The organism is Tractidigestivibacter sp. (genome assembly GCF_050946515.1).
Lineage (GTDB): Bacteria > Actinomycetota > Coriobacteriia > Coriobacteriales > Atopobiaceae > Tractidigestivibacter.
The window spans coordinates 92,900-119,733 of sequence record NZ_JBMNUX010000004.1; the positions used below are offsets into that span (position 1 = coordinate 92,900).

The following is a 26,834-nucleotide window of genomic DNA, read 5'->3' on the forward strand; positions in this document are numbered from 1 at the left end:
CTATAATTTCCGGTCAAGCGAGAGGTCGTATTTGGCCACCACGCGGCGAATCGAGCGGCCCCACGGCTCCCAAATTGCCGCAAGAAACGCCACCGTCGCCCCTCCATGAACAAGGTCAAGCGGGAGCCCCGCGGCAACAGCCGCAAGGACTGCCGGCCAGGTAAGCGGCTGCACGTAGCCAAGCACGTAATAGCCGTTCAGAAGCGCCCCGTAGACAAGGCCAGACGCGAAGCCCCAGCCATAGAGCACTGCCCGCCGCTCAAGAAGACCGTGGTCTGCCAGCACGCCGCCCACGTAGCCGACAAGGCCCCACGCGTACATCTGCCAGGGGGTCCAGGTGCCCTGCCCAAAGAAGAAGTTTGAGAGAAACGCGGCCAAGGACCCAACCACAAACCCGCTCCTTCTTCCAAGCGTCGCGCCGGCAATGATGGCTATGGCCGAGACGGGCTTCACATCAGGAATTGGCGCAAAAAGCACGCGCCCAGCGGCCGCCACGGCAGAGAGCACGGCCGTGGGCATCAGCTGGCGAAGCGCCGGTCGCGACGCCTCGAAGCTCGAGAGAAGAAGCGCGAGCGCGAGCAAGGCGATGAGCATCGTAAGAGCAGCCGTTGCCTGAACACCTGCCGCAGCAAGTGCAATCATTGATATGGGAACGGCAACGAGCACGGGCGCCTCGGCGCGAGCGAGCACCACGGCAGCCGAGCCGCCGTGCCCGTCGGCGGGTCCGCCCGTCCGTCGCGTGTCATTGGTTGTGTGTCGTGAAGCTATCATGAGATAAGTTTGCCACACGGCAGCCCTCGAACAAGGAGGTCCCATGCTTTACATAGGCAACTTCAGCTACAACGACGACTCCGACGACAAGGACAACTTCTGCCTGATGCCATGCGTTGTATACGCGCAGAACGCCGAGGAGGCCATGGGGAAGTTTGCCCAGCATTTCCAGGACTTTCGCCGCACGACCGACCTTCTGGATGGCGCTCACGAGATCTACCTCGACTCCTTAACCGAGCTCGAGGAGGCTCCGTCTGACCCCGTCATATGCCAGTGGCAAAAGATCGTGCCCGCGGTTAACGGCCTCTGCAGCATGACGAGCGTGCTGCCCGACCTCAACGAGGGCACCGACATGGTCAACGCCAATGCCTGCGACGACGATGAGGACGACTTCGACTCCGACCAAGACGACGATGAGGATGAGGACGAGGACGAGGACGAGTTCGTCCCCGACGAGCCCTTCCTGAGCTTCTAGAGAAGCGACGGGCTTCTCGCAAGAGACCGCGGTCGCGCTTCTCGCGCTCCTTGCCTACGGACGGAAGAGCCAGGAGCGCGAGAAGAACGTTTCGGTGGGCTCGCTCACGGCCGCCTGGCCATCGAAGAGCATGGTCACGCGGTCGGCGACGGCAGCGGCAAAGCCCAGGTCATGCGTTGCCACCACGATCGTGGCTCCTGAATCGCGCGCTTCGGCCACGCGGGACGCCACTTGCTGGCGAAAAGCGTCGTCAAGGCCCTTTGTCGGCTCGTCGAGCAGCAGAAGCTGCGGGCGCACCAGCAGCAGCTTCTCGAGCGCAAGCAGCTGCTGCTGCCCGCCCGACAGGTCATAGGGGTGGCGTCCCTCCATGCCCGAAAGGCCAATCTTGGAAAGCGCTGAGGAAACCTCAGAGGCTCCATAGCCGCCCGCCTTAGACCACTCCATGAGCTCCTCTCTCACGGAAGCGCAGGTCAGAAGCGCCTTCGGACTCTGCGGAAGCAGCGCTTGGCTCTTTTTGCGCACATTTCTCACGCGACCGCGCTGCGACGCAAGCGTCCCTGCAAGAGCCGAGAGAAGCGTCGACTTTCCGCTTCCGTTTGCCCCGACAATAGCGCGCACCTCCCCTGCGCCAATCTCGAGCGAAAGGCCGCGCAATACCCAGTCGGCGTCGCGAGAATAGCGAAGCCACAGGTCGGACGCTTTGACGCAAGGCGCATCCCCCAAAGCGTCAGCGTCGTGGGCGCGAGCGGGAACGCAGAGCGCCGCCCGCTTTCCAAGCCGGTCAAGGTCGACTGGCTTGGCAGCGCCGTCCTCGAGCGCAAAGGCGCAGGTGGCATAGGGCACCATCGGGGCGGGCGCATGCGTCGCCACCACCACGGTAAGACCCAGCTCGCGGTTCGCTCGAAACAGAAGCGAGAGAAAGTCCTTCTCGGCAAGCGGGTCTAGCATGCTCGTCGGCTCATCCAAGAGAAGCACGCGCGGGCGCATGGCGAGCGTGGCGGCAAGCGCGAGCACCTGCCGCTGGCCGCCCGAGAGCTCGGCCGTCTGCTTTCGAAACCAGGGCTCCATGCCCAGATAGCTGCACGTCTCCGCGATGCGCCGATGCATCTCCCCCTGCTCGACCCCAAGGTTCTCAAGGCCGAATGCCATCTCGTGCCACACGGTGTCGCAAACGATCTGGTTGTCGGGGCTCTGAAAGACGTAGCCGATGCTCGCGGCGGAGGTCGCAGGGTCAAGCGAGCGGACGTCATGGCCAAAGACGCTCACGGTTCCGTCGAGCTTCCCGGCGGGCGCAATCTCCGGCTTCGCCAAGCGAAGAAGCGTCGACTTTCCCGACCCCGTTTTGCCTACGAGCAGGGCAAACGCCCCTTTGGGCACTTCAAGGCAAAGGTTGGAGAGCACGGGAGCCAAGTCGTCGACCCCCTTTGCGCTGGCATACGAGAAGCTCACGTCTTGAAAGCTGAGCGCCGCCTGGGCAGGCTCCGTCACGGGGGAATCCTGAGTCACGAAAGCCTCCTTTCCGTCGCTCGCGCAAGAAGCTCCGAGGCCATCGGCACAAAGGCAAGGGCCGCAAAGGGAAGATATCCCCACCACATAACCAGCTGCGGCATCGTCGGATAGAAGTGCCACTGCGAGCAGGCAACCCATGCGAGCAGCGCGTTTACGCAAACGAGCAGCACAAGAAGCGTCAGCTTGAAGGCGTCGGAGCTACCAAAGCGCTCCACACGATAGCACGTGCGCTCTCTCCCCGACTCCCAGCCACGAGCCCGCATGGCGTCAGAGCGCTCGAGGGAGTCCTCGAGCGACCAGTCGAGCAGCAAGGTCGACGTGTTGATCAGTGCGTCCTTTCCGCTGGGTCGAGGCCCCGCCGCCGTGCACGCGTCGCTTGTCGAGCGCACGGTGCGGCTGCGCTCCAGAAGCTGCGGCACGAGCTGGGCCGCGATGCTGACCACCACGGGGACTGACCTTGCGCGGCGTGGAGAGAGCGAGAGCAGCCGGTCCTGCGTGAGCACGGCGGCCGCGTCCTCAAACCACACGACGACCGCAACCATGAGCGCGCCCATGACGGCACCATATGCCAGGCTCTCCGCGTAGACGCTCAAGGGTCCAAGCTTCAGGACCAGCGTCGATCCCGACGCCGAGAAGAGCGGGTTCAACAGGCATATCAGCGCAATCATCGGAAGCTGCCAACGCAAGCCCCGAAGCGTCGGGCTCAATCCGCGGGCAAGAAGCGAGAACGCAAGCGCACCGGCAAGCGAGATCGCCACGTACACGGGCTGGATTGCGAACATCGAGATCACAATGACGCCTGCAAAGCACGCAAGAGGCACAGAGGCGTGGCAGGTGGAGAAGGCCCGCGCCGTCCGCGCGGGTTGCCCCGTCATCTGTCGCGTCTCTCCGGCACCCATGTGAGCTATGCCTCGGTGACGTATACCCAAAGGACCGAATCGCCATCGGAGAGCGTGTAGGAACCCGCCGAGTAGCCAGGGTAGGAGCCGTTGACGGCGTACTTCCAGCCTGACTCGCCGCCCTGGTCCTTCTCGGCATACCCGTTGATGGCCGACACGTAGAGGCCCATCGTGGTGCTTCTCGCGTTGACGTTCGCGCCCGTGGCAACGAGGGCGTCGTAGGCGGTTGCGCCAGAGTCGAGCGTCACCGAGTACGTGCTGCTTGCCCCTCCGTCGGCGGAAGCGTCAATCGTCACGCTCACGCTGATCTTTGCATCATCGCCGGAGGACGAGGCGCTGGCAGACGAGCTCGTCTCTGAGCTGCTAGACGTAGTGCCAGCTGTTGCGCCCGTGGTGGCTCCGGCCGAGACGGAGCTTGCGGCCGTGCCCTCGTTCACTGCCTCCTGGCGCTCGCTGACGCTCGACGTGGAGAGGTCCTCTCCGGTGGAGGTCGTTGCGCTCTCAACCGTGATGACGGTCCCGTCGGGAAGAACGGGCTGCTCGCCTGCAGACTGGTCGACTCCCTCAAGCGTGAGCTGGGAGTAGGCGTCGCCCGAGATGGCATAGCCCGTTGCGGCAGAAAGCAGCTCGGAAGTAGCGCCAGAGGCGGGGGCGCCATCGACGGGCATGGTCACGGCCATGCGGACAGCGCCAGAGCCGTCCTCGCAGATCCAGGTGACCTTCGTGAGGCCGACGCCTTGCTCGCCTGCCCATCCGGCAAGCGCCGTCGCGCGCTGGGCGGTTATCTCGACCATGGTCGTTGCGTCATCAGAGCTTGCCTGCTCGACCCAGATGCCATCGCTGGAGAGCACGACCTTTGCCTGGTCAGAGCCCAGAGAGACGTCGGTGCCGTCAAAGGAGAGCGCAGAAAGCGCGCTCTGCACGTCGTCGGCGGTCACAGTCGTCGTGGTCGTCTCGTCTGATGTGGCTGCCTCGTCGCCTTCCTGGCCAGTGGTTTGCTCGGCAGTTGTCTGGAAGGCATCGCTTCCGTCAATCCACGCAAGGGGGTCTCCGCCGCGCGCGTAGACCGACATGGCCCAGACGCAAAACGCGATGAGCGCCGCGGATAGAGCGCCAACGATTACCCGACCGACCTTGCGACCGCTTGCATTGTCTTCAGGCACTTAGGCACGCCTCCCCTCTTGCTTCTGGTCGCCCTTGCGGCGTCGCGTTGCAAGAAGAATCAGGAGCAGCGCTGCGCCGATGCAGGTGCCCACGATGGGCCAGACAGGAAGCCCGCTCTGGGAGCCTTGCGTGCCCAGCGTCGTGGCGGCGAGACCTGCGTCTTGCGCGGAGTTGCTGGTAGCGCTCACCGCCGAGACATCTTCAGAGCTGAAGCCATCGAGAAGCGACGCCTCGCCGGCAGAAGCTGCGTCAGACGTGGCAGCAGAGCTGCCGACGGCGCTCGTGGAGGCAGAGCCTGCCTGGCCAGAAGTGCCTGACGAAGCGTTGCTCCCCTTGCTTCCGCTGCCGGCGCTCGCGCTCGCGCCAGAAGCGATACCGCCGTTGGCTGCGGCAGATTCGCCCTCGTTGGCGGCTGCGCCGTTGCCCTTCTCGCCGTCGCCTTCGTTGCTGTTCGTTGGCGTCTGGACCTTCTCGCCTGCGTCCAGCTTGAAGAGCGTTCCCGAGTCGTTGAAGAAGTAGAGGTTGCCCTCGCCGTCACACGCGACCGAGCTCATGCAGTACTGCCAGAGCGACTCTTCGGGGGTGAAGAGCGTGGCCGCTGCGGCATCGCCCAGCTTGTAGCAATAGACGCCGCCAGGCTTGCCGTTGCAGGTGAAGTAGACGTAGGTATTGCCGTCCGCGGCCACCGAGACAAGCGGGGCGCTCTTCACGTCGCCGGTGCCTGCCTGGCCATCGACGCTGGTGAGAGGCACCAGCGCCTCGTAGCGGACGCTCATGGTCGCAAGGTCTATCACAAAGAGCGAGCCGCGCGTCATGTCGTCAGACGTCGCGCCGCCTACGTAGAGAAGCCCGTCGCAAATGGTCGGGGACGAGGTCGAGTACGAGCCAAACTGCACGGACCTGCCCGCGGCAAGCGTCCCGCCCTCGCCGAGCAGAATCTCGTGCAGCATGCCGTCGGTCGTCACCGCATAGGCGGTGCTGCCGTTTACGGAAAGCTGCGCGCGGCAGCGCTGCCCCAAATCAAGCGTCGAGAGCACCGCTCCGCTCTGGGCGTCCAGCAGATACACGCGTCCGTTGTCGTCTGCCGTGAGCACTCCGTCGTCGGTGATCACCGCGCCCGTCCAGTAGAATCCGACGCCGCTGTCATTGGCGTACGACCACACAAGGCTGCCGTCGTCCATGCTCACGCACGCAACGTAGCCTCCGCAGGAGTCGCCGCCGTCGGGCGCCACGGTGGAGAAGTACGCCTTGCCGTCACGAACCGCGATGGACGAGAGCAGCTGCTGGTCGACCGAGCTGCCGCTTGCGCTGGTCGAGGCCCCAAGCTCAGGGGACACCCAGACCGTCGTGAGCGTGTCGGCCGTCAGCGCCTGGATGCGCCCTCCCCTCAGCGGGACCAAGATCAGGCCGTCGGCATACTGCAGGCGAGCCGTCGAGTCCACGCTCGCAGCAAGGCGCGCCTGGTCAAGCACCTCGCCCGTCTGGGAGTCGCGGCGGTAGACCTCCGTCTGCGCCGCGTCGTAGACGTCGCCGTTCACGATGATGGCGTCGCTTGCGTTCACGAACATGTCCTGGGTCAGGCGCGACTGGCTCCAGTCGAGCTTGGCAGAAGTGCCGGACTCAGAGACCGGCGTCGCAAGCCCGCGCACGACGCCCGTGCCGTCAGTGCCCTTGTAGCCGGCCCAGTCAGACTCGTAGCTCTCGGGGCGCTCGGCCGTTGGGTCAACCACGAGCGCGTCGGTGTCGGGCAGGCTGTCGGAGTCGGTGCAGTAGTACCAGACGACCTCGTCGCCAGGCGAGATGGTCACGCTGCTCGCGCCAACCTGCGACATCTCGCCGTTCACAAAGAGGTGCCAGTATGCTCCCGTGGAGGCGTCATAGCCGAGCTCACGACCATCCTCGGGAGAGGTTATCGTGCTGAGATAGTATCCCCAGCTAGTGGTAGACGAGTTGTGCGTGAGCGAGCCCGAAGCGAAGGCGGCCTCGGAGAGCTCGTCAGCCGTCGAGCCCTCGACGAGCGTTTCGCTCGTGGCGTCAAGCCACACCTGGTCGAGTCCCGAGGCGTCCTTGCCGATCACCTTGACCGTGCCGGTGACCTGGCCCGGCAGCGAGTCGCCCCATGCGGAGTAGTACCAGACGATCTGGTCTCCCTCGCTGAGCACGTAGTACGAGGCCATCACGCCCGCGGACTCGCCGTTGATGAAGAATTGCCACCACTTGCCCGTTGCCGAGTCCCAACCAACCGAGTTGCCGTCCTTGGTGAAGGTGTAGAGGCTGTCGTCGTAGGTGATGCCGTTCTCGTCGAGCACCTGCTTGGTGAGATCGGCTGCCGTCGTGTCCGACGCGACGGCAAAGGTGGCCATTGGCACCCAAGTGGTCAAGGAGCCAGACTCGTCCGGACCGACGACCCAGCAGCTTGCAGAGACGGTATCGGCCTCGCCCTCGCTTGCGGAGTCAGCTGAGGAGGCTGCCTCGGAGGCGAGGACGGCCAGCGTCTCGTCGCTCTTCTCTGAAGACGAGGCGTCGGCTGCGGACGCTTCCTCCTCCTGGTAGGTGCCCGCGTCATCTGAGGTCGCCGCAGCTTCGGATTCTTCCGTCTGAGAGGCGCTCTCCTCTTGGGCAGAGCCCGTGCCCTGCTCCTGCGACGATGCCACGGGACCCGGCACGGAGCCCTCAGCAATGACTCCACCTTCTGAGCCCGGGGCGTAGAGCGTCGTCGTTCCGTCAGTGATGCGGCAGATGACGTAGCTTCCCGCAAGCGAGGAGTCTATCGTCAGGCTCTGAGAGGTTGCGCCCTCAATCGCCACATAGTCGTCCGGCGAGGAGGACTTGGCTGAGGAGGAGAGCCACTGATAGCTCCAGCCATCCTGGGAAGAGACGCTCTCAAGAGAGCCGGAGCCCTTCTCGCTGTCCTCCCCTGTTGCCTCGCAATACACATTTGCCCAGATGGTTTGCCCACTAGAAAGCTCGCCGGTGAGCGCGGCGTCAGCGTCGCCGGCGTCTTTGCTCGACTGGACCTTTGCGCTGCATGCGGAAAGCGTCGGGCTTTCGTCGGCAGTGCTCGCGCTTGCGGAATCGGTCGCAGCGGCGCTCGAGCTCGAGCCGCCAAGCTCGGAAGCCAACGCTTGCATAGGGAGCAGAGCCACCACAACCATCGCCGTCGCGAGAAGGACGGCGAGGAAGCGCTCAAGGTACACATGTCGCCTTGCCACGATTACCTCCTGACCTCACAGGCCTTCGGGAGGGCAAGCGTGGACGTCGGTTGTAACGACGGGCAGTCTTGACCCCACGCGTCTTGCAGGCACAGACCAGCAAAGGACGCACAGGGAGATAAGCACAGTCTTGGTCGCTGGCCCGGAGTAGAACCGGGATCCATTACGTGGCCTTACAGCAGCCCAAACGTGCCCTCAAGTCTCTATTGCTAGCACGAAAGTATATCCGAGGCAGCGAGCAAGTGCCTGCGTCTCTACCGCCCTTAGACGAAACCACAACATCTGTTGATGTTTATCTCTGAAGCACGGCCGGGAAAAGCGCTCGTCAGCGGAAAAGGCCACCAACGAGCGCTTCGCAATCCATTGCCAGGACACAAGCCTACTACTGCTGCTGCCCCTCGGGCTCTACCTCGGGTGCGTCGAGATGCCCCACCTGAGGACGCTGCCACTTATGGGCAAGCACGAGAAGCACGATGCCTATGACGATGAGCGGCAGGCTCAGCATCTGCCCCATCGTGACCCAGTCGGTCCCAAAGAGGTATCCCAGCTGCGCGTCGGGCAGGCGGACGAACTCGATCAGGAAGCGGAAGATGCCGTACAGAAGCAAGAACGTCCCAAGAAACGTGCCTTGTGGGCGTGGCGGATACTTGCGGGACAGCACAAAGAGAACGATGAACAGAACGACGCCCTCGAGCAGCGCCTCGTAAAGCTGCGAGGGATGGCGGTAGACGTTTCCTCCCGACTCAAACATGACGCCCCAGGGAAGGTCGGTCTCCTTGCCCCATAGCTCGCCGTTCACAAAGTTGGCGCAGCGGCCAAAGAACAGCCCCAGCGGAGCTCCGCAGACAGCAAGGTCGCATACCGTTGGGATGGAGACATGCAGCCTCCTGCAGGTGAGGGCGCCACCGACGATGGCACCGCAGAGGCCGCCGTGGAAGCTCATCCCGCCCTGATTGAGCGCAAAGATCTCAAGCGGGTGCTCAAGGTAGTAGCCTGCGCCATAAAAGACCACGTAGAAGATGCGCGCGCCGATGATGATGCCCAGAGCCACGGACACCATGATGTCCAGCACGTCGTCGATCGTCAGGTCGAGCTTCCAGCGCTTGGAAACGCGCGCCAGCACGATACCGGCGCAGACGAAGCCCGCAAGATAGGCAAGCCCATACCATCGGACCGAGAAGGGCCCGATGGTAAAGGCGACAGGGTCAAGCGAATGGTAGAGGTCATTCAGCCACACAGACGGCCACCTACAGGAGAGCGGGCTGGACGCGAGTGACGCCAGGCACATGCTCCTTCAGGATGCGCTCGATGCCCTCGGACATGTCATAGGTGGAAAGCGGGCAGCCCGCGCAAGCGCCCTGCATCTCAAGCGTCACGACGCCGTCGTCGGTGGCGTCAACAAGGGCGATGTCGCCGCCGTCGGCCTGCAGGCTCTGGCGAATGATATTGATGGTCTCCTCGAGAAGAGCGCGGTTGAGCTGGGGCTTCTCCTCTTTAGCGGGCTCCTGAGCTGCGTTTTCGTTCTCGGCCATGGTGTTCCTCCAACCTGCGCCGCCCGCGGCGGCGCCTCTTTTAATTCCCAGCAAACTGATAGGTTACTGGTGACATGTTACCCGATGCCAGAGAAAAGATGCCCGGAGGTTGCTCCCTGCACACGAGCTGCAGGCCTTCTCCCCTCGCGGGCCGCCTCGAGCGCGCGGCGTACGCGCGCCACGGCAAAGGCGCACTCCTCAGGCGAAAGCAGCGTGGCATCGGCCATAAGGCGTGTGACGCCAGCCGAGACCAGCTCGGCTGCCTGCGGCGTTGCGTCAAGCGGGTGCGCCGCCCAGATTCGGGACCTCCCGTGGATGTCGGTGCGCACGGGCAGCAGGTTGCCATCGACGTCGCGAAGCGACAGGCGACGCTGGCGAAGCTTGCAGTGGGCGCAGTCGTTTATGCACTGCCCTGCAACTTGCAGCACGCAATGCTCCGTCGTCATGGCGCGCGCACGCCCCGAGACCACAAGCCCCACCGGGACCGAGGAAGCCTTCGCAAGCGAGCAGACCTCCTCGAGCGTCAGCTCCGGCGAGAGCCAGAAGCCCTTCGCGCCTGCCGACTCCAGCGCAACAATGCAGCTCTCGTTATGCACGGGAATGCAGGGGCGAATCTCCGCAGCAGCGCCACGCTGGGCCGCCAGCGCTAGCTCGGAGACGTTGCCTACGCCCACAGGCGCGCCCTCGCTAACCCAGGGGTCTAGCCGGTCGTGGTCAAGCTCGCGGCAGACCTCGTCGAGCCAGGGAATCACGCCCTCGGGCCAGACCCCGTCAGAAAGCGCGTCGGGGGTGGCGTAGACGCGTGTGGCCCCGGCCTCAAGCGCGGCGCGCGCGGCGTCGACCGAAGAGACAAGCGCGCATGCCTCAGGCTCGGGGCGCGTCCAGGCACTGGGCTCGCGGATTCCTGCGGCCGCGCGAACGTCAGAGAGCCTCGAGGCGATGCCGGCAAGCGACGGGGTGACGGAAAGGCCCTGGAGCCTTGCGGCGTAAGGGTCGAGGATTTCCTGCTCAAGGGCATCGCAAGCCTTGGCGCGCACGCCATGGACGGCCGAGAAGCCCATGCCGCAGCCCTCGTCTAGATCCACGTCAAACGAGACGGGCACAAACGGGGTCTGCCCCATGCGCCCCACGTGCTCAACCAAGTCCTTCTCGCTCACGGCGCGCGTCCTTGCCTTCTCTACGACAAAGCCCTCGGCCGTCGCGGTTGCAGAGCCGTCGGCGCAGGAGAGCGTGACCGAGAATGGCTTGCCCAGCTTGGAGACGATGCGCACCTTGACCGCGCGCTTCCGGGGAACCTCCATGCCAGCCGCGCGCGAGGCCTCCTCCATTGCCGCCTGCGAGCGGATGACGCGCACGGTCGAGCGCGCGGGAACGGGGCGCGACGCGCGGCAGACCATCGTGTCGCCGGCGACGGCGTCCGAGACGGCGTGCACGGTCAGGAACTGAGAGGGGTCCTCAAGCGGGCGAAGCTCCAGGAGGTCCCCCTCGCCCACAGGCTTGTCCAGCCTGATCGTGACCTCCGCGCGAGTGAGCCGGCGCATGCGCTCGCGACCTCCGTCAGAGCCGCCGCGGCGGACGACCTCGTCCTCCAGGCGGCGAGAGGAAAGCACCTCTCCCACGAGCTCGCCCCGGTTGTTCGAGCGCTCGTAGCTCATCATCTCGCTGCCCGAGCGGCCCATCAGGTATGCATGCGTGAAGTCGCGGTTGAAGGCGCGGCGCAGGCGGCGGCGCATGGCGGCGTCTTCTTCCTTGCTGAGGGGCTTTCCGCTCTCCAGCGCGTCCAGCGCCTGGCGATACGACGAGATCACCGAGAGCACGTAGTCGGGGGCCTTCATGCGCCCCTCCACCTTGATGGAGCCCACGCCCGCGTCGCGCATCTCGGCAAGGTCGTCCACGACGCAATAGTCCTTCGGGCAGAGGGCGCGCGCCTGCTCCGTGCCCTCGATCACGTTGCCCTTCTCGTCGACGAGGTCATAGGGAAGGCGGCATGGCTGGGCGCACAGGCCGCGGTTGGCCGAGCGGCCGCCCGCCAGAGAGCTCATCATGCAGACGCCTGAGTAGCAGATGCACAGCGCCCCGTGCCCGAAGCACTCGAGCTCGACGCCCTCCTCGGAGATGCGTCGAATCTCGGGGAGCGACAGCTCGCGAGAAAGCGTCACGCGCTCGACGCCCAAGTCGCGGCACCAGGCGACGCCGCGCGCGTCATGGACGTTGGCCTGCGTAGAGACGTGGCACTCTATCTGAGGCCAGCTGCGGCGCACCTCTGAGAGAAGGCCCCAGTCTTGGATGATGAAGGCGTCGGCCCCCAGAACCCATGCGCGGCGGACGAGCTCGAGCGCCTCGGGCATCTCATGCGTCGCGATAACGACGTTCTCGGTCACGTAGACGCGCGCGCCCGCGAGGTGGGCGCGGCGGCATGCCGCAGCAAAGCTCTCGTCGTCAAAGTTGTGTGCGCTCCTGCGAGCGTTGAAGCTGTTGCCCAGCCCACAATAGATGGCGTCAGCGCCACCCGCCAGCGCTGCGTTGAAGGCCTCGGGGCCTCCCGCAGGCGCGAGCAGCTCGATGCTGCCCTTTCTTGTCACGCCAATCTCCTAACCCTGTTTTTGCAAGAATCCCGATCGGGCGGTCGTCGGCAAACTGACCGCGCGGTCGATACCGATCGGGCGGTCGTCGGCAAACTGACCGCGCGGTCGATACAATAAGCCAAGACCATACTCTACCGGATGCCATGACCTTCTCGTCAGAGCAGCGCATTCTCTATTTTTTCGCTGCTGCTTTCCTCATTGGCAGCAAACGAAGCATCCGACAAGCGATTATAGGAAGCCGTCGGTTACGCAGTTCTTATCGATTCAGGAGGGCCGACTCGTGTCGACAGGAAGCACCAACCCCAAGCTGAGCGTCATCATCCCGTGCTACAAGGTGGAGAAGTACCTCCCCAAGTGCATCGCCTCGCTTGTCGGGCAGACGCTTGACAGCTATGAGCTCATCTTCATCAACGACGGGTCGCCCGACCGCTGCATCGACATCCTGAAGGAGTGGCAGTCGCGCTACCCTGACCGCATCGTGATCATCGACAAGGAAAACGAGGGCGTCTGGCGCGGCCGGTGGGACGGCATCGCGAAGGCGCGCGGCGAGTACATCGGCTTTCTGGATAGCGATGACTACGCAGAGCCAAACTTCCTCGAAGACCTCTACCAGGCGGCCAAGTCAGCGGACGCGGACATCGCCGTCTGCGGCTTCTCGCGCACCGACCTCGCAACCGGAAAGGTCCTCTCTCGCGAGATGTGCGACAAGCGCGAGGACTTCACCATCGCCGATGACCCGGGGCGCCTGCTTGAGCTTAACGGCGCGCCATGGAACAAGATCTTCCGCGCTTCTGTGCTGAAGGGGCTCGACGACCTCTCCGCCATCCCGCCCGTCCTCGATGACCTGCTGTTTCATTGGCTTGCCTACCTCGAGATGGACGGGCGCGTCGTCTTTGTGCCCGAGTCCCTCGTGAACTACATGGTCCGCTCCGACTCCATCATCCAGACCGTGAAGCCACAGCAAGTCGACCCCACCTATGCGGCCTTCCGCGAGGTGAAGCGGCGCTACACCGACGCGGGCGCGCCCAAGGCAAAGCAGGAGGCGCTCGATGCCGCCGCCTTCCTTCATCTGGGCATCTCCTTCAACTACCGCCTCGCCGCCTCGCCGAACTGCGACCTGGACGCCACGATCAAGAAGTGCACCGCGTTTCTGAACGAGTACTTCCCCACGTGGCACGACTCGCCATACATCAACGGCAGGTACGCCCGCCTGCACGGGAAGACCTACCAGCGCCTGCTCACCGTCTCGCGCTTCTACAAGCTCGGGCTTCTGCCCGCCTTCCTCTCCGTGTACTCTGCCGTGATCAACCACCTAGGCATCGACATCAAGTGGTAGCGAAACGTAGGGAGATGCACGTGGAGAACCAGCCCAAACCCCTCGATATCAAGCGCAACATGCTCTACAACACCATCGGCAGCCTTACCTACCAAGGCTGCCTTTGGATTACGACCGTCCTTGTGGTGATCTTGTCCGACGGCTACAACGACTCGGGCATCCTGTCGTTTGCCATGAGCGTCGGAAACATGTTCTCCGCCATAGGCACCTACAGCATGCGCACCTACCAGGTATCTGACGTCAAGGGCAAGTACTCGCAGCGCAACTACGTTGGCTTCAGGCTGCTTACCCTGGTCATCGGCGTGATTGCCCTCTCCATCTACTCGGTGTTCGTCTCCCCCGACGGCGAGACCTTCGCCGCGGTGCTTGTCTATCTGCTCTTCAAGGTGGACGAGGCCTTCTGCGACGTGCTCTATGGCGTCGACCAGCGAGGGGAGCGCATGGACTACATCGGAATCTCCCAGTTTGTCCGCGGCGTTCTTGTCGTCGCCGTCTTCTCGCTGGGGCTGTACTTCTCGCAGAGCATCGTGATCGCGATCCTAGGCATGTTCCCGGCAGGGCTTGCCGTCACGCTGCTCTACGACATTCCCCACTCCAGGCGCATCGCTCCCATAAAGCCCGAGCTCTCCGCCCAGCAGGCAAAGGACCTCCTTGTGGAGTGCCTGCCGATTGTGCTCGAGGTGCTCTTTCTGGGGATGATCGTCTCGGTTGCGCGCCAATACTACGCGAATGCCTACGGAAACGACCGGCTGGGCATCTATGCCGCCGTTGCGACGCCTGCGGTGCTGGTGCAGGCCGCCGCGCGCTACCTCTATGCCCCGGCGCTCGTCCCCCTCTCCGAAAAGTGGAACGAGTCCCCTCGCGAGAAGTTCCTTCCCTTCTTCAAGAAGACCCTCAAGCTCATGCTGGCGCTCATCGTCGTGTGCGTCGTCGTGCTGTCTTGGGTTGGGCCGTGGGCGCTCGATCTGGTGTACGGCCAGAAGGTCGCCGGCTATACCTACCTCTTCACGAACGTCCTCATCTGCACGAGCGCGCTTGCGATGCTGTACTACCTGTCCGACGTCCTCATCCTATGCCGCGACATCCGCGGGGCGCTCATCAGCGCCACCGCTGCGCTGATCATCACGCTCGCAACCATGGTCCCGCTGGAGGCGGCGTTTGACATGCAGGGGATCAACTACGTCGTGATTGTCGCATGCGTCAGCGGAATAATAATCTCGCTGGTTCGCCTCTCTAGGAACAAAGAGCTCAAGCGGGCCTAGCGCGGCAGCCAGCGGTCCGCCCGCCGCAGGAGCTGACGGCGCAGCTGCGCCTTCTCCCTAGCTCTTTGGCCCTGTCTTTAGTCCTGCTCCTTGCCCTTGCAGTACACGCTGGCAAACGCGCCGACGAGATGCGTCTTCTGAAGGAAGAGGTAGAAGTTCACGGCTAGCCTGATCTTGAGCGGCTCCGACGAGGTCACGCCGCCCATGGGAAACCTCAGGGGCACGCTGTGGTCCCTGTACCACGCAAACAGCTTCTCGTGCTCCTCCATGAAGCGCTCCTTTGTGGCCTGCCCTCCGGAATAGAGCATGTAGTAGGCGCCAAGCTTGATATAGTGCAGGTTCAGAAGCTCGTCGCGGCGCTTGACATCGGCATCGATCCTGTCGAGAAGGTCGGTCAGCTCGATGTCGCGGCGAAGCCCCTTGTGCTTGGTCTGGGTGATGCTCTCTTCGTTGCAGATGAAGTTGTATCCCGCATAGGGCAGGATGGCCCCTTGTCGGCATAGGAGTAGGCGACCGTGGCAAAGTGGTCGTCGTCCCCCAGCACCAGAGGAGCGAAGCGCAGGTGGTTTTTGTTGATGAAGTCGAGGTCGAAGATCTTCGCCCACGGGGCCAGAATCTGGAAGCGCGACCACGGCACGTCCTTGGGGATGACCTCAAACTGGACCTCGCCGTTGACCACGCGCTTGTAGCCGCCCACCACCACGTCGGCGCCGGTGGTCTCGATTGCAGAGACGAACTTATCGAAGTAGTCGGGGTCCACGTAGTCGTCGCTGTCGATGAAGCACACGTACTTGCCCGTGGCCCTCTCAAGGCCAAAGTTGCGCGTCTCCCCAGAGCCGCTGTTGGGCTTTGAGATGGCGATGACCTTGTTGGGATAGCGCGCCTGGTAGTCCTCGATAAGGCCCTTGGATCCGTCCTTTGAGCCGTCGTTGATCAAGAGGATTTCGGCGCTATCGTCAGTCGCAGCAAGAACGCTGTCCACGCACCCCGACAGCCACTTTTCGGCATTGTAGACGGGGATGACGACAGAGAGTTTCTTTCTTTCGGATTCCATGGGCTATAACCTTTGCACGGCATGAGGAGGACAGGAACAGAGCGCGAGGGCGCACGCGCTTCGTCAGCTTTCTGGCGCGCCCTTGCAATAGGCGCTCGCAAATGCGCCTATCAGGTTCATCTTCGTCAGCGCCAGATAGGCGTTGATGGCGAAGCGGTTCTTGAAGAACTCCGACGAGACCTCTCCCCCCATGGGGAAGCTCAGGGGGACGTCGTTGTCACGATACCAGTCGAAGATCCTTTCGTGCTCCTCCATGAAGCGCTCCTTGGTGGCGAGCCTGCCAGAATAGAGCAAGTAGTGGACGCCGTACTTGATGAAGAAGTACTCGAGCAGCCTGTCTCGCGAGCGAACGTCGCGATTGATGCGGTCCAGAAGCTGGGTGAAGTCGATGTCGGCGCGAAGGCCGGTCGACTTCGTGTTGGTAAGGCTCGTGGAGTTGCAGATGTAGTGATATCCGGTGTACGGAAGCGTTACGACCCTGTCTGCATACGAATAGGCCACCGTGGTGAAGTAGACGTCCTCTCCGATGGGAGAGTCGCTAAAGCGCAGGTTGTTGCGCCTGATGAAGTCAAGGCTGAAGATCTTTGCCCACGGCGCCGTCACCAGATACCGCGACCAAGGGATGTCCTCGGGCTTCAGCATGAAGTCGACCTTGCCGTCGACGATGCGCTTGTAGCCGCTTACCACAACGTCGGCGCCCGTGCTCTCGATGGCGGAGAGGTGCTTGATGAAAAACTCCCGCTCCACCGTGTCGTCGCCGTCGATGAAGCTGATGTAGGTGCCACAAGCGCGCTCGATGCCCAGGTTTCGGGTGGCCCCCGGACCGCTGTTTTCTTGGGTGATGGCAACGACGCGGTCGGGATAGCTGCGCTGGTAGCTTTCGGCGAGCTCCTTGGAGCCATCGCTACTTCCGTCGTTTACCAACAAGATCTCAGCTCGCTCGTCAGTTGCTTCGAGCACGCTCTCAACGCAAGCCGGAAGCTGCCTTTCTAGGTTGTAGACGGGGATGACAACGGAGAGCAGCTTGTCATTGGGACTCATTTTGAACCCCCCGGACGAACTTGGCGGTCCTTTTCAGACGACGTTGCGAGCACGTCGTCGTTTTCCTTCTCGTGAAGAGCAAGCTCTTGGGCAAGCTGCTCAACCTTGTCGGTGAGCCGGGAGACATCGCACGACAGGTTGAAGAGCTTGATCAGCATGAGGAAGATGATCATGCAGAACACGAAGTTGCTTGGCGAGAGAAAGCCCAAGAGCCCCGAGAAGAAGAACGCAATCTGCGGGAAGATGGCAAGAAGTAGCAAAAGGACCGCGCACAGGACCCAGTAGACGGAGTCCCCCACGCGAATCTTGCTCTTGCGGACGCGCTTGACAACGATCCAGAGGGACAAGAACGCCCCGACGATAAGGACGACTCGAAGAACAGGCGACATGCGCTACCCCCTATCTAAACCACTGGAACAAGAGCAGCGAGAGGCACGTGCGCGCCATGTACGAAATGGCGCTGAAATAGCGCAGGTAGCTTGTGCCGCCCTGGCGCTCGCGCATCTTTGCGGGAACCTCGATGACCTTCGCGCCCTTGCGAATGAGAAGCGAGATGGTGTCTGGCTCGGGAGCGATGTCAAAGTCGCGTGCGAACTTCTCGATCATGGCACGGTTGTACATGCGCATCCCTGAGGTGGGGTCAAGGATCGTCTGCCCCGTGGCGTGCTTGATGAAGAAGGTGATGAGCTTGGCTCCCGTCCCGCGAGCTCCAACGGCTCCCCCGCCCGCCAGGTTGCGCGAGGCAATAACGATGTCTGCCCCCTGCTCTTGCATGGCGCGCGCCATCTGGGGAATGTATTCGGGCATGTGCTGACCGTCCGCGTCAAACTGGACCGCAGCGTCGTAGCCATACCGATAGGCGTACTTCATGCCGGCCTTGACGCCTGACGTCAGACCGCAGTTGACGGGCATGTCAATATGGTTGAAGCCCAGCTCGTCGCAAATCTGAGGAGTGCGGTCGTGAGAGCCATCGTTGACAACAAGATAGTCGACGTCCGGGCAAGTTGCTACAAGCTCGTTCACAGTGTTCGCTATGCAGTCTTCCTCGTTGTACGCGGGAATGATGGCCAGAATCTTCACTATCGACCCCCTCTGACGCTACGCCAACCCAAGCAAAGGCGCAGCCGAACCCTTCCGTCAGCCAACAGCAACCCACGACCGCCCATCCCCAGAAGGAAGGGCGCCGCAGATGAGTTATACAAGCTTAGCCCAGTGGCGCTTACCCGACTGCACCGTCGTGCCCGCCGAGAAGAGCGCAGGGTCGACGTTGTAGCACTTGGGCTCGACCGGCTTGCCGTCGATCTTGACGCCGCCACCGTCGATCAGGCGACGGCCCTCGCCCGCGGACTTGCAGATGCCCAGATCGACAAGCAGCTTGGCCAGGTAGACCTTTCCCTCGTCGTTCGTCTGCACCACAGAGAGCGGGAACTCTGGCATGTTCTCGGGAGCCTCGTTCTTCTTGAACTGGGCATCGAAGGAGGCCTGGGCAGCGTCGCCCGCGCCCTCTCCGTGATAGAGGTCGCAGATGTTGCGAGCAAGCTGGCGCTTGAGCGCATAAGGATCGGCCGTGCCGTCTTTGAACTGCTCATCAATCTTGTCAATCTCCGCGACCGGAAGCGTCGAGCAGAGGCGGAAGTAGGCTGGCACGAGCTCGTCGGGGATGGACATGAGCTTTCCGTACATGTCGTTCGGCTCGTCGGTCAGGCCAACGTAGTTGCCATAGCTCTTGGACATCTTCTTGACGCCGTCGGTGCCCACCAGAAGCGGCACGGTGAGTGCCACCTGCGGCTCCATGCCCATGGCGCGCATGAGGTCGCGACCGGCAAGGAGGTTGAAGATCTGATCGTTTCCGCCCATCTCGAGGTCGGCTTTCACCACGACGGAATCGTAGGCCTGGAGCACGGGATAGATGAACTCGTGCAGGGCGATGGACTGGCCGTTTGCGTAGCGATTGTGGAAGTCCTCGCGCTCGAGGATGCGCGCTACGTTGAACTTGCTCATGAGCTCGAGCATCTTTGCTAGGTTCAGCGGCTTCAGCCAGTCGCCGTTGTGGACGATGGAGGTCTTCTCGGGGTCAAGGACCTTCATTGCCTGGGAAACGTAGGTCTGGGCGTTCTTCTCGACCTGCTCCTCGGTCAGAGGCGGACGGGTGGAGTCGCGACCAGACGGATCGCCGATGAGCGCCGTGCCGTTGCCAATGATGAGCGTCACATGATGGCCAAGATCCTGAAACTGGCGCATCTTACGCAGAGGGACCGCATGGCCAAGGTGAAGGTCGGGGCTCGTGGGGTCAACGCCGAGCTTGATGTTCAGGGGGACGCCACGCTCGAGCTTCTTCTTCAGCTCGTCCATCGGCACAATCTGCATGGTTCCCGAGGTAATGACCTTAAGCTGTTCTTCGACTGGCAGCAATTCTCTGTCCTCCGTAAGTAATATCTGCACGTGCATCTGGCGGCGCAATGGGAGTCAAGGCCGCAAAACAATAGTACGTTACCGCAAAACGAGCTCAAAAATCGGCGCAAACAAGCACGTCAGGAAGTTGCCAGACCAACCTCAAAAAGATAGCCAGACCAAGCAATATTCAATATTTTGGGCTTCTCGAGCCCTTGTGTTAAACGAAAGCGGAGAAAACCTCGAAGCAACTTCCCTCTATAATGGTGCCTACATGTTTTTAGTTTGAGGAGGACTCATTTCATGGGCATCAGAACACGCAGGGCCCACAAGCACTCCAAGACGCACATCGTTGCATTTGGCATTGCCGGTGTCTTCGGCTTCATTGCTCTCTTTGCTCTCGCCGTTGCCATCTCTTTGGGCTCGCTTGTCGACTCATGGCTTCAGGACCTGCCCGACTATCAGTCGGCAGATGCCTACTTGGTTGCCGAGCCCACCATCGTCTACGATGCGGACGGCAACGAGATTGCCTCGTATTACCTACAGAATCGTCGTTCGGTAGACCTCTCCGAAATCTCTGAATACGTGACCGAGGGAACGGTGGACGTCGAGGACCAGCGCTTCTACGAGCACAACGGCGTCGACCCGCAGGGCATCATCCGCGCCATCATCTCAAACCTGACGGGCGGCTCCGAGGGCGCCTCGACCATCACGCAGCAGCTGGTCAGAAACACTGTTCTGTCTGACGAGCAATTTGACCAGACCCTCAAGCGAAAGGTCCGCGAGGCCTACATCGCCATCCAGATGGAGAAGACCTACTCCAAAGACCAGATCCTCAACATGTACCTGAACACCATCTACTATGGCGAAGGCGCATACGGCATTGAGGCCGCGAGCATCACCTACTTCAACAAGCACGCAAGCGAGCTCACGCTGGCCGAGGCCGCGACCCTCGTGGGCATCCCCAACTCGCCGAGCTACTACGACCCCATGGTGAACCCCGACGCGTGCAAGGAGCGTCGCAACAAGGTCTTGGGCAACATGCTCGAGATGGGCGACATCACCCAAGAGGAATACGACGAGGCATGCGCCGAGGACATCGTTTTGAACCCTGGCTCACTTGACGACGACACCGTGGGCGACTACCCCTACTTCACCGACTACGTCAAGACCCTGCTCGAGGAGGACTTCGACAACGACACCATCCTCCAGGGCGGACTGAAGGTCTACACAACGCTCGACCCCGAGAAGCAACAGGCCGCAGAGGAGGCCGTCGACGAGGTCATCTCCCAGGCGGGGAACGACGAGATTTCGAGCGCCCTTGTCTCAATCGACAACACCAACGGCTACATCGTCGCTATGGTTGGCGGCACAAACTACGGCTATGACTCAAGCCAAGGGCAAAGCTCTGTCAACCTTGCAACAAGCCAACGACAAGCCGGCTCCTCGTTCAAGCCGTTCACGTTGATGGCGGCCATGATCGAGGGGATGAGTCCGTCAGTCATTCTCAACTGCAACTCGCCGATTCAGGTGACCGCCACCTGGGCGCCTAAGAACGACAGCTACGCGCAGTTTGGCTACATCACGCTGGCGCGCGCAACCGAAGTCTCGTCGAACACGGGCTACGCGCAGGTCATCATGGCCATCGGCGTGGACAAGCTGATCGAGACCGCCCATCTGATGGGCATCGACTCCGAGATTGAAGAGGTGCCTTCATCGGTCCTTGGCTCCTCTGGCGTCACGCCGCTTGAGATGTGCGAGGCCTACAGCGTCTTCGCCAACAACGGCGTGCACCGCGACGCCATCGCAATCACCAAGATCGAGGACCGAAACGGCAACGTTGTCTACGAGCACCAGGACAATCCCGAGCAGGTCATTGACGCTGCAGTCGCCCGCGACGCGCGCGAGGTTCTCGAGGGCGTCGTCGAGGCAGGCTACACCACCTACTACGTGCATGACTACTTCACCGCCGACCAGCCCGTCGGCGGCAAGACCGGTACCTCCGACGAGGGCGACAACCTCTGGTTCTGCGGCTTCACGCCGCAGCTCACCACGGTTGTGTGGACCGGCAACAAGGACAACAGCCAGACGGTCTACTACCAAGGCGTTGCCTCTACAGGCTCGGGCAAGACGTCGCAACCTATCTGGACCGATTACATGAACACGGTGCTTGAAGGCGTCGATCGCGAGGAGTTTGCCGAGGTAGACGAGGAGGCAACGTACAAGTCGAACAGCTCGTGGACGTTCGTTGGCACGTCTTCCTCTGCAAACAGCAGCTCGACGGTCAGCAGCTCTTCCTCGAGCAGCAGCTCTTCGACCACGTCTACGACAACGCAGTCCCAGACCACCAGCACCACGTCGAGCTCAAGCTCTGACACGAGCACGGAAAGCAGCTCCTCGGACTCGTCCTCTGGCAGCAGCGGGTCAGGCTCTGGCAGCAGCGGGTCGGGGTCAGGCAGCAGCGGGTCAGGCTCTGGCAGCAGCGGGTCAGGCTCTGGCAGCAGCGGGTCGGGATCCAGCAGTGACACTTCGTCGAGCTCTGGCACCTCAAGCAGCAGCGGCACCTCTTCGAGCTCGGACAGCTCTTCGAGCTCCAGCGGGACCAGCCAGAATAGCTCGAGCTCCACAAGCAGTGGATCCGAGTAGCCTAGACTGAGCGCCTCGCAGCACCAAGCGGACGGCATGACGAATAGCGTCACCGCGCTCCGGTCAGAACGCAAAAAAGAGTGAGGCCCGGCTTCCAAAAGGAGCCGGGCCTCAATTTTATAGAGCGATTCGAAAAACTATGCAGCGACCAAAACCCAAGCGAGCATGACCGCCCTCTTGTCCTAACGACCGCAAAAGCTACCGCGAGCTCGCAAGCTTTGCGATGAGATCCTGTAGGCTCTCGGCGCCTTCATCGGCGCTGCAAATAATCAGCACGGTATCATTTCCAGCGACGGAGCCAAGCGTGTTGGCAAGCTCTCCCCCATCGATGGCGGCGGCAACGCCTGACGCAGTGCCAGGCTGGCACTTTACGACTACCAAGTTGTTCGCTCGATTGACTTCGACGACGAATTCGGAAAGCATGCGCTGCAGGTGAAGGTCCTCCGAGAGAACGTAGATTCCCTCCGGAAGCTTGCGAAGCCCCATCTCGGTAATGTCACGCGAGACAGTTGCCTGAGTACATGAGAAACCCTCCTCCTGAAGCGCGTCCACCAATGCACGCTGCGTCCTGATGGACTGGCTTCTGATGATTCTCCTGATGGCCTCTTGTCTATCATTTCTCTGCTTTGCCACTATTTCCTCACAGCCTCTTTTAGGAGTATCGCCAAAAGGTAACGCCAGAGGTGTATACCGTACCGCGATTATACGGTGGAAAGGTGTAAGAAAGCTTATAAAAAATCAAGCTATTAATTGTATTGTGACCTTTTTACGAAAATGAAGGAAATCTGCACCGTTCGTGGTCGCATTGTCCTCATTAATGGGCTTCCCCGTTCGTTTTCCATCCGGTATGGTCGCATTGTGTCCTATAGTAGCCTCATTGCGGTAATAGCCGTAAATATGCAATGCGTATGCTCGCTTGCTTGCACGCGCTTAGGTCGGCTTGCGAAGTCAGACCAACAGCGTGCAAAAGAGCATCCAGGGGAGGATTCATGGCATACTCCGATCGCGACCGCCGCCCTCAAGGCCCGTCTGATCAGCGCCGCCGAACTGATGGTCGGCCACGCGACAGTCGTCAGCAGCGCAATCGCAGCGGCAATGGACAACGGTCCTACAACAACGATCCGCGAGGTTACAACCGCCAGCGCAGGCGCAGCGGCAGCAACATTCATGGCTCCGTGACAAGCTCAGGAACCAGGCAGGCGCGCGCCCGCGGAGGCGGCAAAACGGACTATCAGCTTCATTCTCACAGCATCGGCTTTAGCGGCGGGCGAAACGGCTTTGATTATCGCCTCGTTATTATTGTGGGCGTCGCCATCATTGCCATCTTGCTCATCATTCTGTCAATCTCCAGCTGCGTCCGGGCAAACAGCGAGCAGCAGGCAGCCGAAGAGGCGGCGCAGCAAGAGACGCGCGTTGCGTCAGGCATTTCCGATGACTTGACAGCCGCGCTCAACACCCGCCTTGACCAAGACGACAAGATTGCAGAGATTGCCAAGAATGCCGATCAGTACGACGAACGCATGGTGCAGCTTGCGCTTGACGAACCCACTGCGATTGACCTTGTGGCGGGGTATCTGACTTCCGACAAGACCGCCGAAGCCTATGGAGAAGCGGCCACCGAAGGCAGCTATCCCCAGCTGTATTGCTGGGATTCTCGCTGGGGCGACGTCGATTATGCAGACAGCGCTCTTGCCGTGACGGGGTCTGGGCCCACCGTCGCCTCGATGGCATACATGGGACTGACGGGAAACAACGACAAGTCTCCTGCTGACATGGCTGCGCTTGCTACAGAAGATGGCGTCGTTAGCGGCGATTCAAACATGGACGGCAGCTTCTTCGCCACCGAAAGCAGCGACCTGGGAATCACCTATCACAGCTACGACGTTACCACCGAGAACATTCAGACCGTGCTGAGCGAAGGCGCCGTCATTGCCGTGCAGATGAAGGCCGACACGCTGACCTCCGAGGAGCATTGGATTCTCATCGTTGAGAATACCGACCAAGGCCTTGTCATTCACGACCCCACCTCAACCGAGGTGTCAAGCAAGACCTGGAGCGCCAGCGACATTGCGAGCTACACCGACGGCAGCTTCTACGCGCTGACGAAGACCTCCTCGTAGAGCTAGCCTACCTTCTCCGACAAGGTCCAGGCAGCCAAGGGCTGCCTAAGCCCCACGCAACAGCAGCAAATGACCTTGTTGCTTGTTGTGTGGGGCTTCTCTTGTGGGCTTCAGGACTCTGTCTCCCCTGCTGCCAGGTTCCGCGACCTCTGATGCCGCATCTGCCAGGCTGCGCGACCTCTGATGCCGCAAAAGTCGCTGAACCTGGCAACGCTCCGTTGTGTGGGGCTGGCAAAGAGTTGATTCCTGCCGTAGTGCGAGGCACCCTTCTAGTCCAGCCTTCCTACCTGCGGTTTCTTCAAGGAGCTCTTCCTATCGTGTGGGTAACCGAAAAAAGCTCCGGGTGCCGGTCCCATTGTGTGGGGCTTTTCGCCCCGGCGCGGACCACCCATCGAGGGAGCCGCAGCAAAACCGCAGGTAGAAAATTGGCATATAGTAAGTATCATTAAATGCAGTCCCACACAATGGAACAGCGCCTCGCAGACCTTCGCGCAAGTCCACACAACATGACATGCGACCTGCGGAAATGACAGCAACTCCCACACGACAGGCAAGACCATTTCAGCACTGGCCCCACACAACGGAAGGCAGCTAGAAGGTGGCTCCTCTCCTGACAGGTTCCGCGACCTCTGATGCCCGAGATGCTAACTTCCGCGAGTTCTGATGCCAGAAAAAGTCGCACAACTTGGGAGCGCACCATTTTTAGGGCGCCGGCGACGTTGCGTGCAGTCCGCAGCTCCGCCCGTGGGGCTGAAACAGCATTTCGTGGAGGCGCAGACAGCAAAAATGGGACCCCCGGCGAACCGAGGGTCCCATTGTGGCGCGAAACACGGAGAGAAACGCTGGCGCTCAGCGTGCGGAAATGCGCTAGGACAGGATCTTCTCCGCGGCCTCCTGCAGCTTAGCGCGGATGGCCTCGGCGTCCGCACGGGTAGCGCCCTTGGCAAACAGGTACGCCTTGACCTTGGGCTCGGTGCCGGACGGACGGAAGATGACCTTGTTGTCGTCCTCGAGGCGATACTCGATCACGTTTGCGGGCGGCAGGTTCTGCGGATCCTCCTTCTGCAGGCCAGAGACGCGCGGCATCTCGGGGCCGGTGGCGAAGTCGGTCATGCCCGTGACCTTGTAGCCGGCGATCTCGGTCAGCGGCTTGTTGCGCAGGTCGTCCATAATCTGCGCCATCTTCTTTGCGCCAGCGGCGCCCGGGAAGGCAGCGTTGACGGTGCCGTTCAGGTAGTAGCCGTACTTCTTGTACAGCTCCTCCATGGCCTCGTAGAGGTCCATGCCCTTGGCGGCATAGTAGGCCGCCATCTCGACGCACATCTCAACGGCGACAATGGCGTCCTTGTCGCGGGCATGGGTACCGACGAGGTAGCCATAGGACTCCTCGAAGCCCATGAGGAAGCGGTCTTCCTCGCCCTCGTCCTTCAGCTGGTCGATCTGGTCGCCAATGTACTTGAAGCCGGTCAGCACGCGGCGCATCTCAAAGCCATAGTCGCGGGCCAACGCGTCGGGCATGACGGAGGAGACGATCGTAGAGACAGCCACCTTGCGCTTGGGGTCCTCGCCGCGGTCGATTGCCATCTTGATGAGCCAGTCCATCATCAGGACGCCCATCTCGTTGCCCGTGAGCAGGACGTAGTTGCCGTCATGCGGAATGGCGGTGCCCATGCGGTCCGCGTCGGGGTCGGTGGCAACGACGAGGTTCGGCTTGACCTTGTCGGCAAGGTCAAGTGCCAGCTGCAGTGCCTCGCGGAACTCGGGGTTGGGGTACTTGCAGGTGGGGAAGTTGCCGTCCGGGTCCTTCTGCTCGGGCACGACCTCGACGTCGTTGACGCCGATCTCCTTCAGGATGCGCGTAACGCACTCCATGCCGGTGCCGTTAAGCGGCGTGTAGACGACCTTGTAGCCCTCGGGGGCCTTGAAGCCCGGGACGGAGACCTTCTTGACCGCCTCGATGAAGTTGTCGAGAACCTCCTCGGGCGTCCACTCGACAAGCCCCTTCTCCATGGCCTCGTCGAAGTCCATGATCTTTGCGCCACCGAACATCGGGGTGTTGGCGATGGAGGCAGAGATCTCATCTGCGGCCTCGTTGGCAATCTGGCCGCCGTTGTCGTTGTAGACCTTGTAGCCGTTGTACTGCGCAGGGTTATGGCTGGCCGTCAGCACGATTCCGGCAGAGGTATGCAGATAGCGGACTGCGAATGAGAGCGTCGGCACGGGCTCGATGCGGGGGTAGACGTACACGTGGATGCCATTGGCGGCAAGCACGCCGGCCGCAACCTTCTGGAAGTCCTCGCCCTTAAGGCGCGAGTCACGAGCGATGGCGACGGTTGGTTTGTCGTAATGGGCGTTCAGGTAGTCAGCGACGCCTTGCGTTGCCTGCGCGATGACGTAGACATTCATGCGGTTGGTGCCAACACCCAGCACGCCGCGAAGACCGGCGGTACCAAACTCGAGGTTGCGATAGAAGGCGTCGACGAGCTTGTCCTCGTCGTTCGCGGAGACCAGCGCATCAAGCTCTTCCTTCAGGTCGGGCTCGGTAACGTTGTCCTGCCAGAGCTGGATACGATCGCGGATCTCAGAATCCATGTGACTCCCCCTTGCTCCATCCCGGTGGTCGCTGAGTGCGGCCGACCATGGTCGTTGACGGACATTCCTGACATGATTCTATCCATGTTGGGCGGCCTGTTGACCCACACAAAGGCAAGCGAGTTTGTGAAACTGTGAGCGGCACGACTTTCCTTGCGCGATGGCGCAAGAAGCTCCCCTATCATTGGCTCTAGCGAAAAAGTGACAGGATTCCTGCCTGGCCGCGCGACCATGCGCGCCAACGC

21 protein-coding genes are annotated in these 26,834 nt (G+C 61.8%); 5 read left to right on the forward strand and 16 right to left on the reverse strand.

Features of this window, described 5'->3' with window-relative positions:
• Positions 1–771, reverse strand: coding sequence for an ECF transporter S component (locus ACOYJL_RS03760; protein WP_433568879.1), 771 nt, complete (start codon positions 769–771; stop codon positions 1–3).
• A gap of 43 nt (positions 772–814) precedes the next feature.
• On the opposite strand from ACOYJL_RS03760, the gene ACOYJL_RS03765 reads away from it, so the two are divergent.
• Positions 815–1,246 carry a hypothetical protein gene (locus ACOYJL_RS03765; RefSeq protein WP_433568880.1) on the forward strand — a complete coding sequence of 144 codons (432 nt, stop codon included), beginning with the start codon at positions 815–817 and terminating at the stop codon, positions 1,244–1,246.
• Positions 1,247–1,300: 54 nt separating this feature from the next.
• Here the strand turns inward: ACOYJL_RS03765 and ACOYJL_RS03770 are convergent, their stop codons facing one another.
• The 7 genes from ACOYJL_RS03770 to ACOYJL_RS03800 all read right to left on the reverse strand — a co-directional run bounded on the left by ACOYJL_RS03770 (position 1,301) and on the right by ACOYJL_RS03800 (position 12,144).
• A complete protein-coding gene (locus ACOYJL_RS03770; protein WP_433568881.1) occupies positions 1,301–2,752 on the reverse strand; it encodes an ABC transporter ATP-binding protein in 1,452 nt (483 codons plus the stop codon).
• Entirely contained in the window at positions 2,749–3,630 is an 882-nt protein-coding gene (locus ACOYJL_RS03775; protein ID WP_433568882.1) for an energy-coupling factor transporter transmembrane component T family protein, read from the reverse strand. Before ACOYJL_RS03775 ends, ACOYJL_RS03770 begins: the two co-directional genes overlap by 4 nt.
• 29 nt (positions 3,631–3,659) lie before the next feature.
• Positions 3,660–4,817 (reverse strand): DUF4430 domain-containing protein, encoded by a 1,158-nt coding sequence (locus ACOYJL_RS03780; protein ID WP_433568883.1) that lies wholly within the window; start codon positions 4,815–4,817, stop codon positions 3,660–3,662.
• Positions 4,818–8,030, reverse strand: a complete 3,213-nt coding sequence (locus ACOYJL_RS03785) for a DUF4430 domain-containing protein (RefSeq protein WP_433568884.1) — start codon at positions 8,028–8,030, stop codon at positions 4,818–4,820.
• A 382-nt stretch (positions 8,031–8,412) separates the two neighbouring features.
• A complete protein-coding gene (lgt, locus tag ACOYJL_RS03790) occupies positions 8,413–9,267 on the reverse strand; it encodes a prolipoprotein diacylglyceryl transferase (protein WP_433568885.1) in 855 nt (284 codons plus the stop codon).
• Positions 9,268–9,277: 10 nt separating this feature from the next.
• Positions 9,278–9,562, reverse strand: a complete 285-nt coding sequence (locus ACOYJL_RS03795) for a NifU family protein (RefSeq protein WP_433568886.1) — start codon at positions 9,560–9,562, stop codon at positions 9,278–9,280.
• Positions 9,563–9,639: 77 nt separating this feature from the next.
• Entirely contained in the window at positions 9,640–12,144 is a 2,505-nt protein-coding gene (locus ACOYJL_RS03800; protein ID WP_433568887.1) for a DUF3656 domain-containing U32 family peptidase, read from the reverse strand.
• Between the two features lie 283 nt (positions 12,145–12,427).
• Here ACOYJL_RS03800 and ACOYJL_RS03805 point away from each other — a divergent pair, with 283 nt between their 5' ends.
• Together ACOYJL_RS03805 and ACOYJL_RS03810 are read left to right on the forward strand one after the other, a co-directional pair.
• Complete coding sequence (locus ACOYJL_RS03805; protein ID WP_433568888.1) at positions 12,428–13,483, forward strand: glycosyltransferase family 2 protein; 1,056 nt, start codon at positions 12,428–12,430, stop codon at positions 13,481–13,483.
• A gap of 20 nt (positions 13,484–13,503) precedes the next feature.
• Positions 13,504–14,745, forward strand: coding sequence for a lipopolysaccharide biosynthesis protein (locus tag ACOYJL_RS03810; RefSeq protein WP_433568889.1), 1,242 nt, complete (start codon positions 13,504–13,506; stop codon positions 14,743–14,745).
• 77 nt (positions 14,746–14,822) lie between these two features.
• Here the strand turns inward: ACOYJL_RS03810 and ACOYJL_RS03815 are convergent, their stop codons facing one another.
• The 6 genes from ACOYJL_RS03815 to tyrS form a co-directional block, all read right to left on the reverse strand.
• Positions 14,823–15,014 (reverse strand): hypothetical protein, encoded by a 192-nt coding sequence (locus ACOYJL_RS03815; protein ID WP_433568890.1) that lies wholly within the window; start codon positions 15,012–15,014, stop codon positions 14,823–14,825.
• 125 nt (positions 15,015–15,139) lie between these two features.
• On the reverse strand, positions 15,140–15,799 hold the full coding sequence (locus ACOYJL_RS03820; RefSeq protein WP_433568891.1) for a glycosyltransferase family 2 protein: 660 nt from the start codon (positions 15,797–15,799) through the stop codon (positions 15,140–15,142).
• A gap of 63 nt (positions 15,800–15,862) precedes the next feature.
• Positions 15,863–16,840 (reverse strand): glycosyltransferase, encoded by a 978-nt coding sequence (locus tag ACOYJL_RS03825; protein WP_433568892.1) that lies wholly within the window; start codon positions 16,838–16,840, stop codon positions 15,863–15,865.
• Positions 16,837–17,229, reverse strand: a complete 393-nt coding sequence (locus ACOYJL_RS03830; RefSeq protein WP_433568893.1) for a DUF2304 domain-containing protein — start codon at positions 17,227–17,229, stop codon at positions 16,837–16,839. Before ACOYJL_RS03830 ends, ACOYJL_RS03825 begins: the two co-directional genes overlap by 4 nt.
• A 10-nt stretch (positions 17,230–17,239) precedes the next feature.
• Positions 17,240–17,920, reverse strand: coding sequence for a glycosyltransferase family 2 protein (locus tag ACOYJL_RS03835; RefSeq protein WP_433568894.1), 681 nt, complete (start codon positions 17,918–17,920; stop codon positions 17,240–17,242).
• Between the two features lie 114 nt (positions 17,921–18,034).
• The gene (gene tyrS / locus ACOYJL_RS03840) at positions 18,035–19,252 is read right to left on the reverse strand and encodes a tyrosine--tRNA ligase (protein ID WP_433568895.1); all 1,218 of its coding nucleotides are present in this window, start codon (positions 19,250–19,252) and stop codon (positions 18,035–18,037) included.
• 282 nt (positions 19,253–19,534) lie between these two features.
• On the opposite strand from tyrS, the gene ACOYJL_RS03845 reads away from it, so the two are divergent.
• Positions 19,535–21,877, forward strand: a complete 2,343-nt coding sequence (locus ACOYJL_RS03845) for a transglycosylase domain-containing protein (RefSeq protein ID WP_433568896.1) — start codon at positions 19,535–19,537, stop codon at positions 21,875–21,877.
• Positions 21,878–22,075: 198 nt separating this feature from the next.
• Here the strand turns inward: ACOYJL_RS03845 and ACOYJL_RS03850 are convergent, their stop codons facing one another.
• Positions 22,076–22,510, reverse strand: a complete 435-nt coding sequence (locus tag ACOYJL_RS03850; RefSeq protein ID WP_433568897.1) for an arginine repressor — start codon at positions 22,508–22,510, stop codon at positions 22,076–22,078.
• 356 nt (positions 22,511–22,866) lie between these two features.
• Between ACOYJL_RS03850 and ACOYJL_RS03855 the strand changes: the two genes are divergently transcribed.
• Complete coding sequence (locus tag ACOYJL_RS03855; protein ID WP_433568898.1) at positions 22,867–23,997, forward strand: hypothetical protein; 1,131 nt, start codon at positions 22,867–22,869, stop codon at positions 23,995–23,997.
• A gap of 867 nt (positions 23,998–24,864) precedes the next feature.
• On the opposite strand, the gene ACOYJL_RS03860 is transcribed toward ACOYJL_RS03855, so the two are convergent.
• Positions 24,865–26,589: a phospho-sugar mutase gene (locus ACOYJL_RS03860; RefSeq protein WP_433568899.1), complete on the reverse strand. Its 1,725-nt coding sequence runs from the start codon at positions 26,587–26,589 to the stop codon at positions 24,865–24,867.
• Between the last annotated feature and the right edge of the window lie 245 nt (positions 26,590–26,834).

Coding starts and splice junctions, on each gene's coding strand:
- ACOYJL_RS03760 (WP_433568879.1), bottom strand. CDS start 771: ATGATAGCTTCACGACACACAACCAATGACACGCGACGGACGGGCGGA.
- ACOYJL_RS03765 (WP_433568880.1), top strand. CDS start 815: ATGCTTTACATAGGCAACTTCAGCTACAACGACGACTCCGACGACAAG.
- ACOYJL_RS03775 (WP_433568882.1), bottom strand. CDS start 3,630: ATGACGGGGCAACCCGCGCGGACGGCGCGGGCCTTCTCCACCTGCCAC.
- ACOYJL_RS03795 (WP_433568886.1), bottom strand. CDS start 9,562: ATGGCCGAGAACGAAAACGCAGCTCAGGAGCCCGCTAAAGAGGAGAAG.
- ACOYJL_RS03815 (WP_433568890.1), bottom strand. CDS start 15,014: ATGGAGGAGCACGAGAAGCTGTTTGCGTGGTACAGGGACCACAGCGTG.
- ACOYJL_RS03820 (WP_433568891.1), bottom strand. CDS start 15,799: ATGGAATCCGAAAGAAAGAAACTCTCTGTCGTCATCCCCGTCTACAAT.
- ACOYJL_RS03825 (WP_433568892.1), bottom strand. CDS start 16,840: ATGAGTCCCAATGACAAGCTGCTCTCCGTTGTCATCCCCGTCTACAAC.
- ACOYJL_RS03830 (WP_433568893.1), bottom strand. CDS start 17,229: ATGTCGCCTGTTCTTCGAGTCGTCCTTATCGTCGGGGCGTTCTTGTCC.
- ACOYJL_RS03845 (WP_433568896.1), top strand. CDS start 19,535: ATGGGCATCAGAACACGCAGGGCCCACAAGCACTCCAAGACGCACATC.
- ACOYJL_RS03855 (WP_433568898.1), top strand. CDS start 22,867: ATGGCATACTCCGATCGCGACCGCCGCCCTCAAGGCCCGTCTGATCAG.
- ACOYJL_RS03860 (WP_433568899.1), bottom strand. CDS start 26,589: ATGGATTCTGAGATCCGCGATCGTATCCAGCTCTGGCAGGACAACGTT.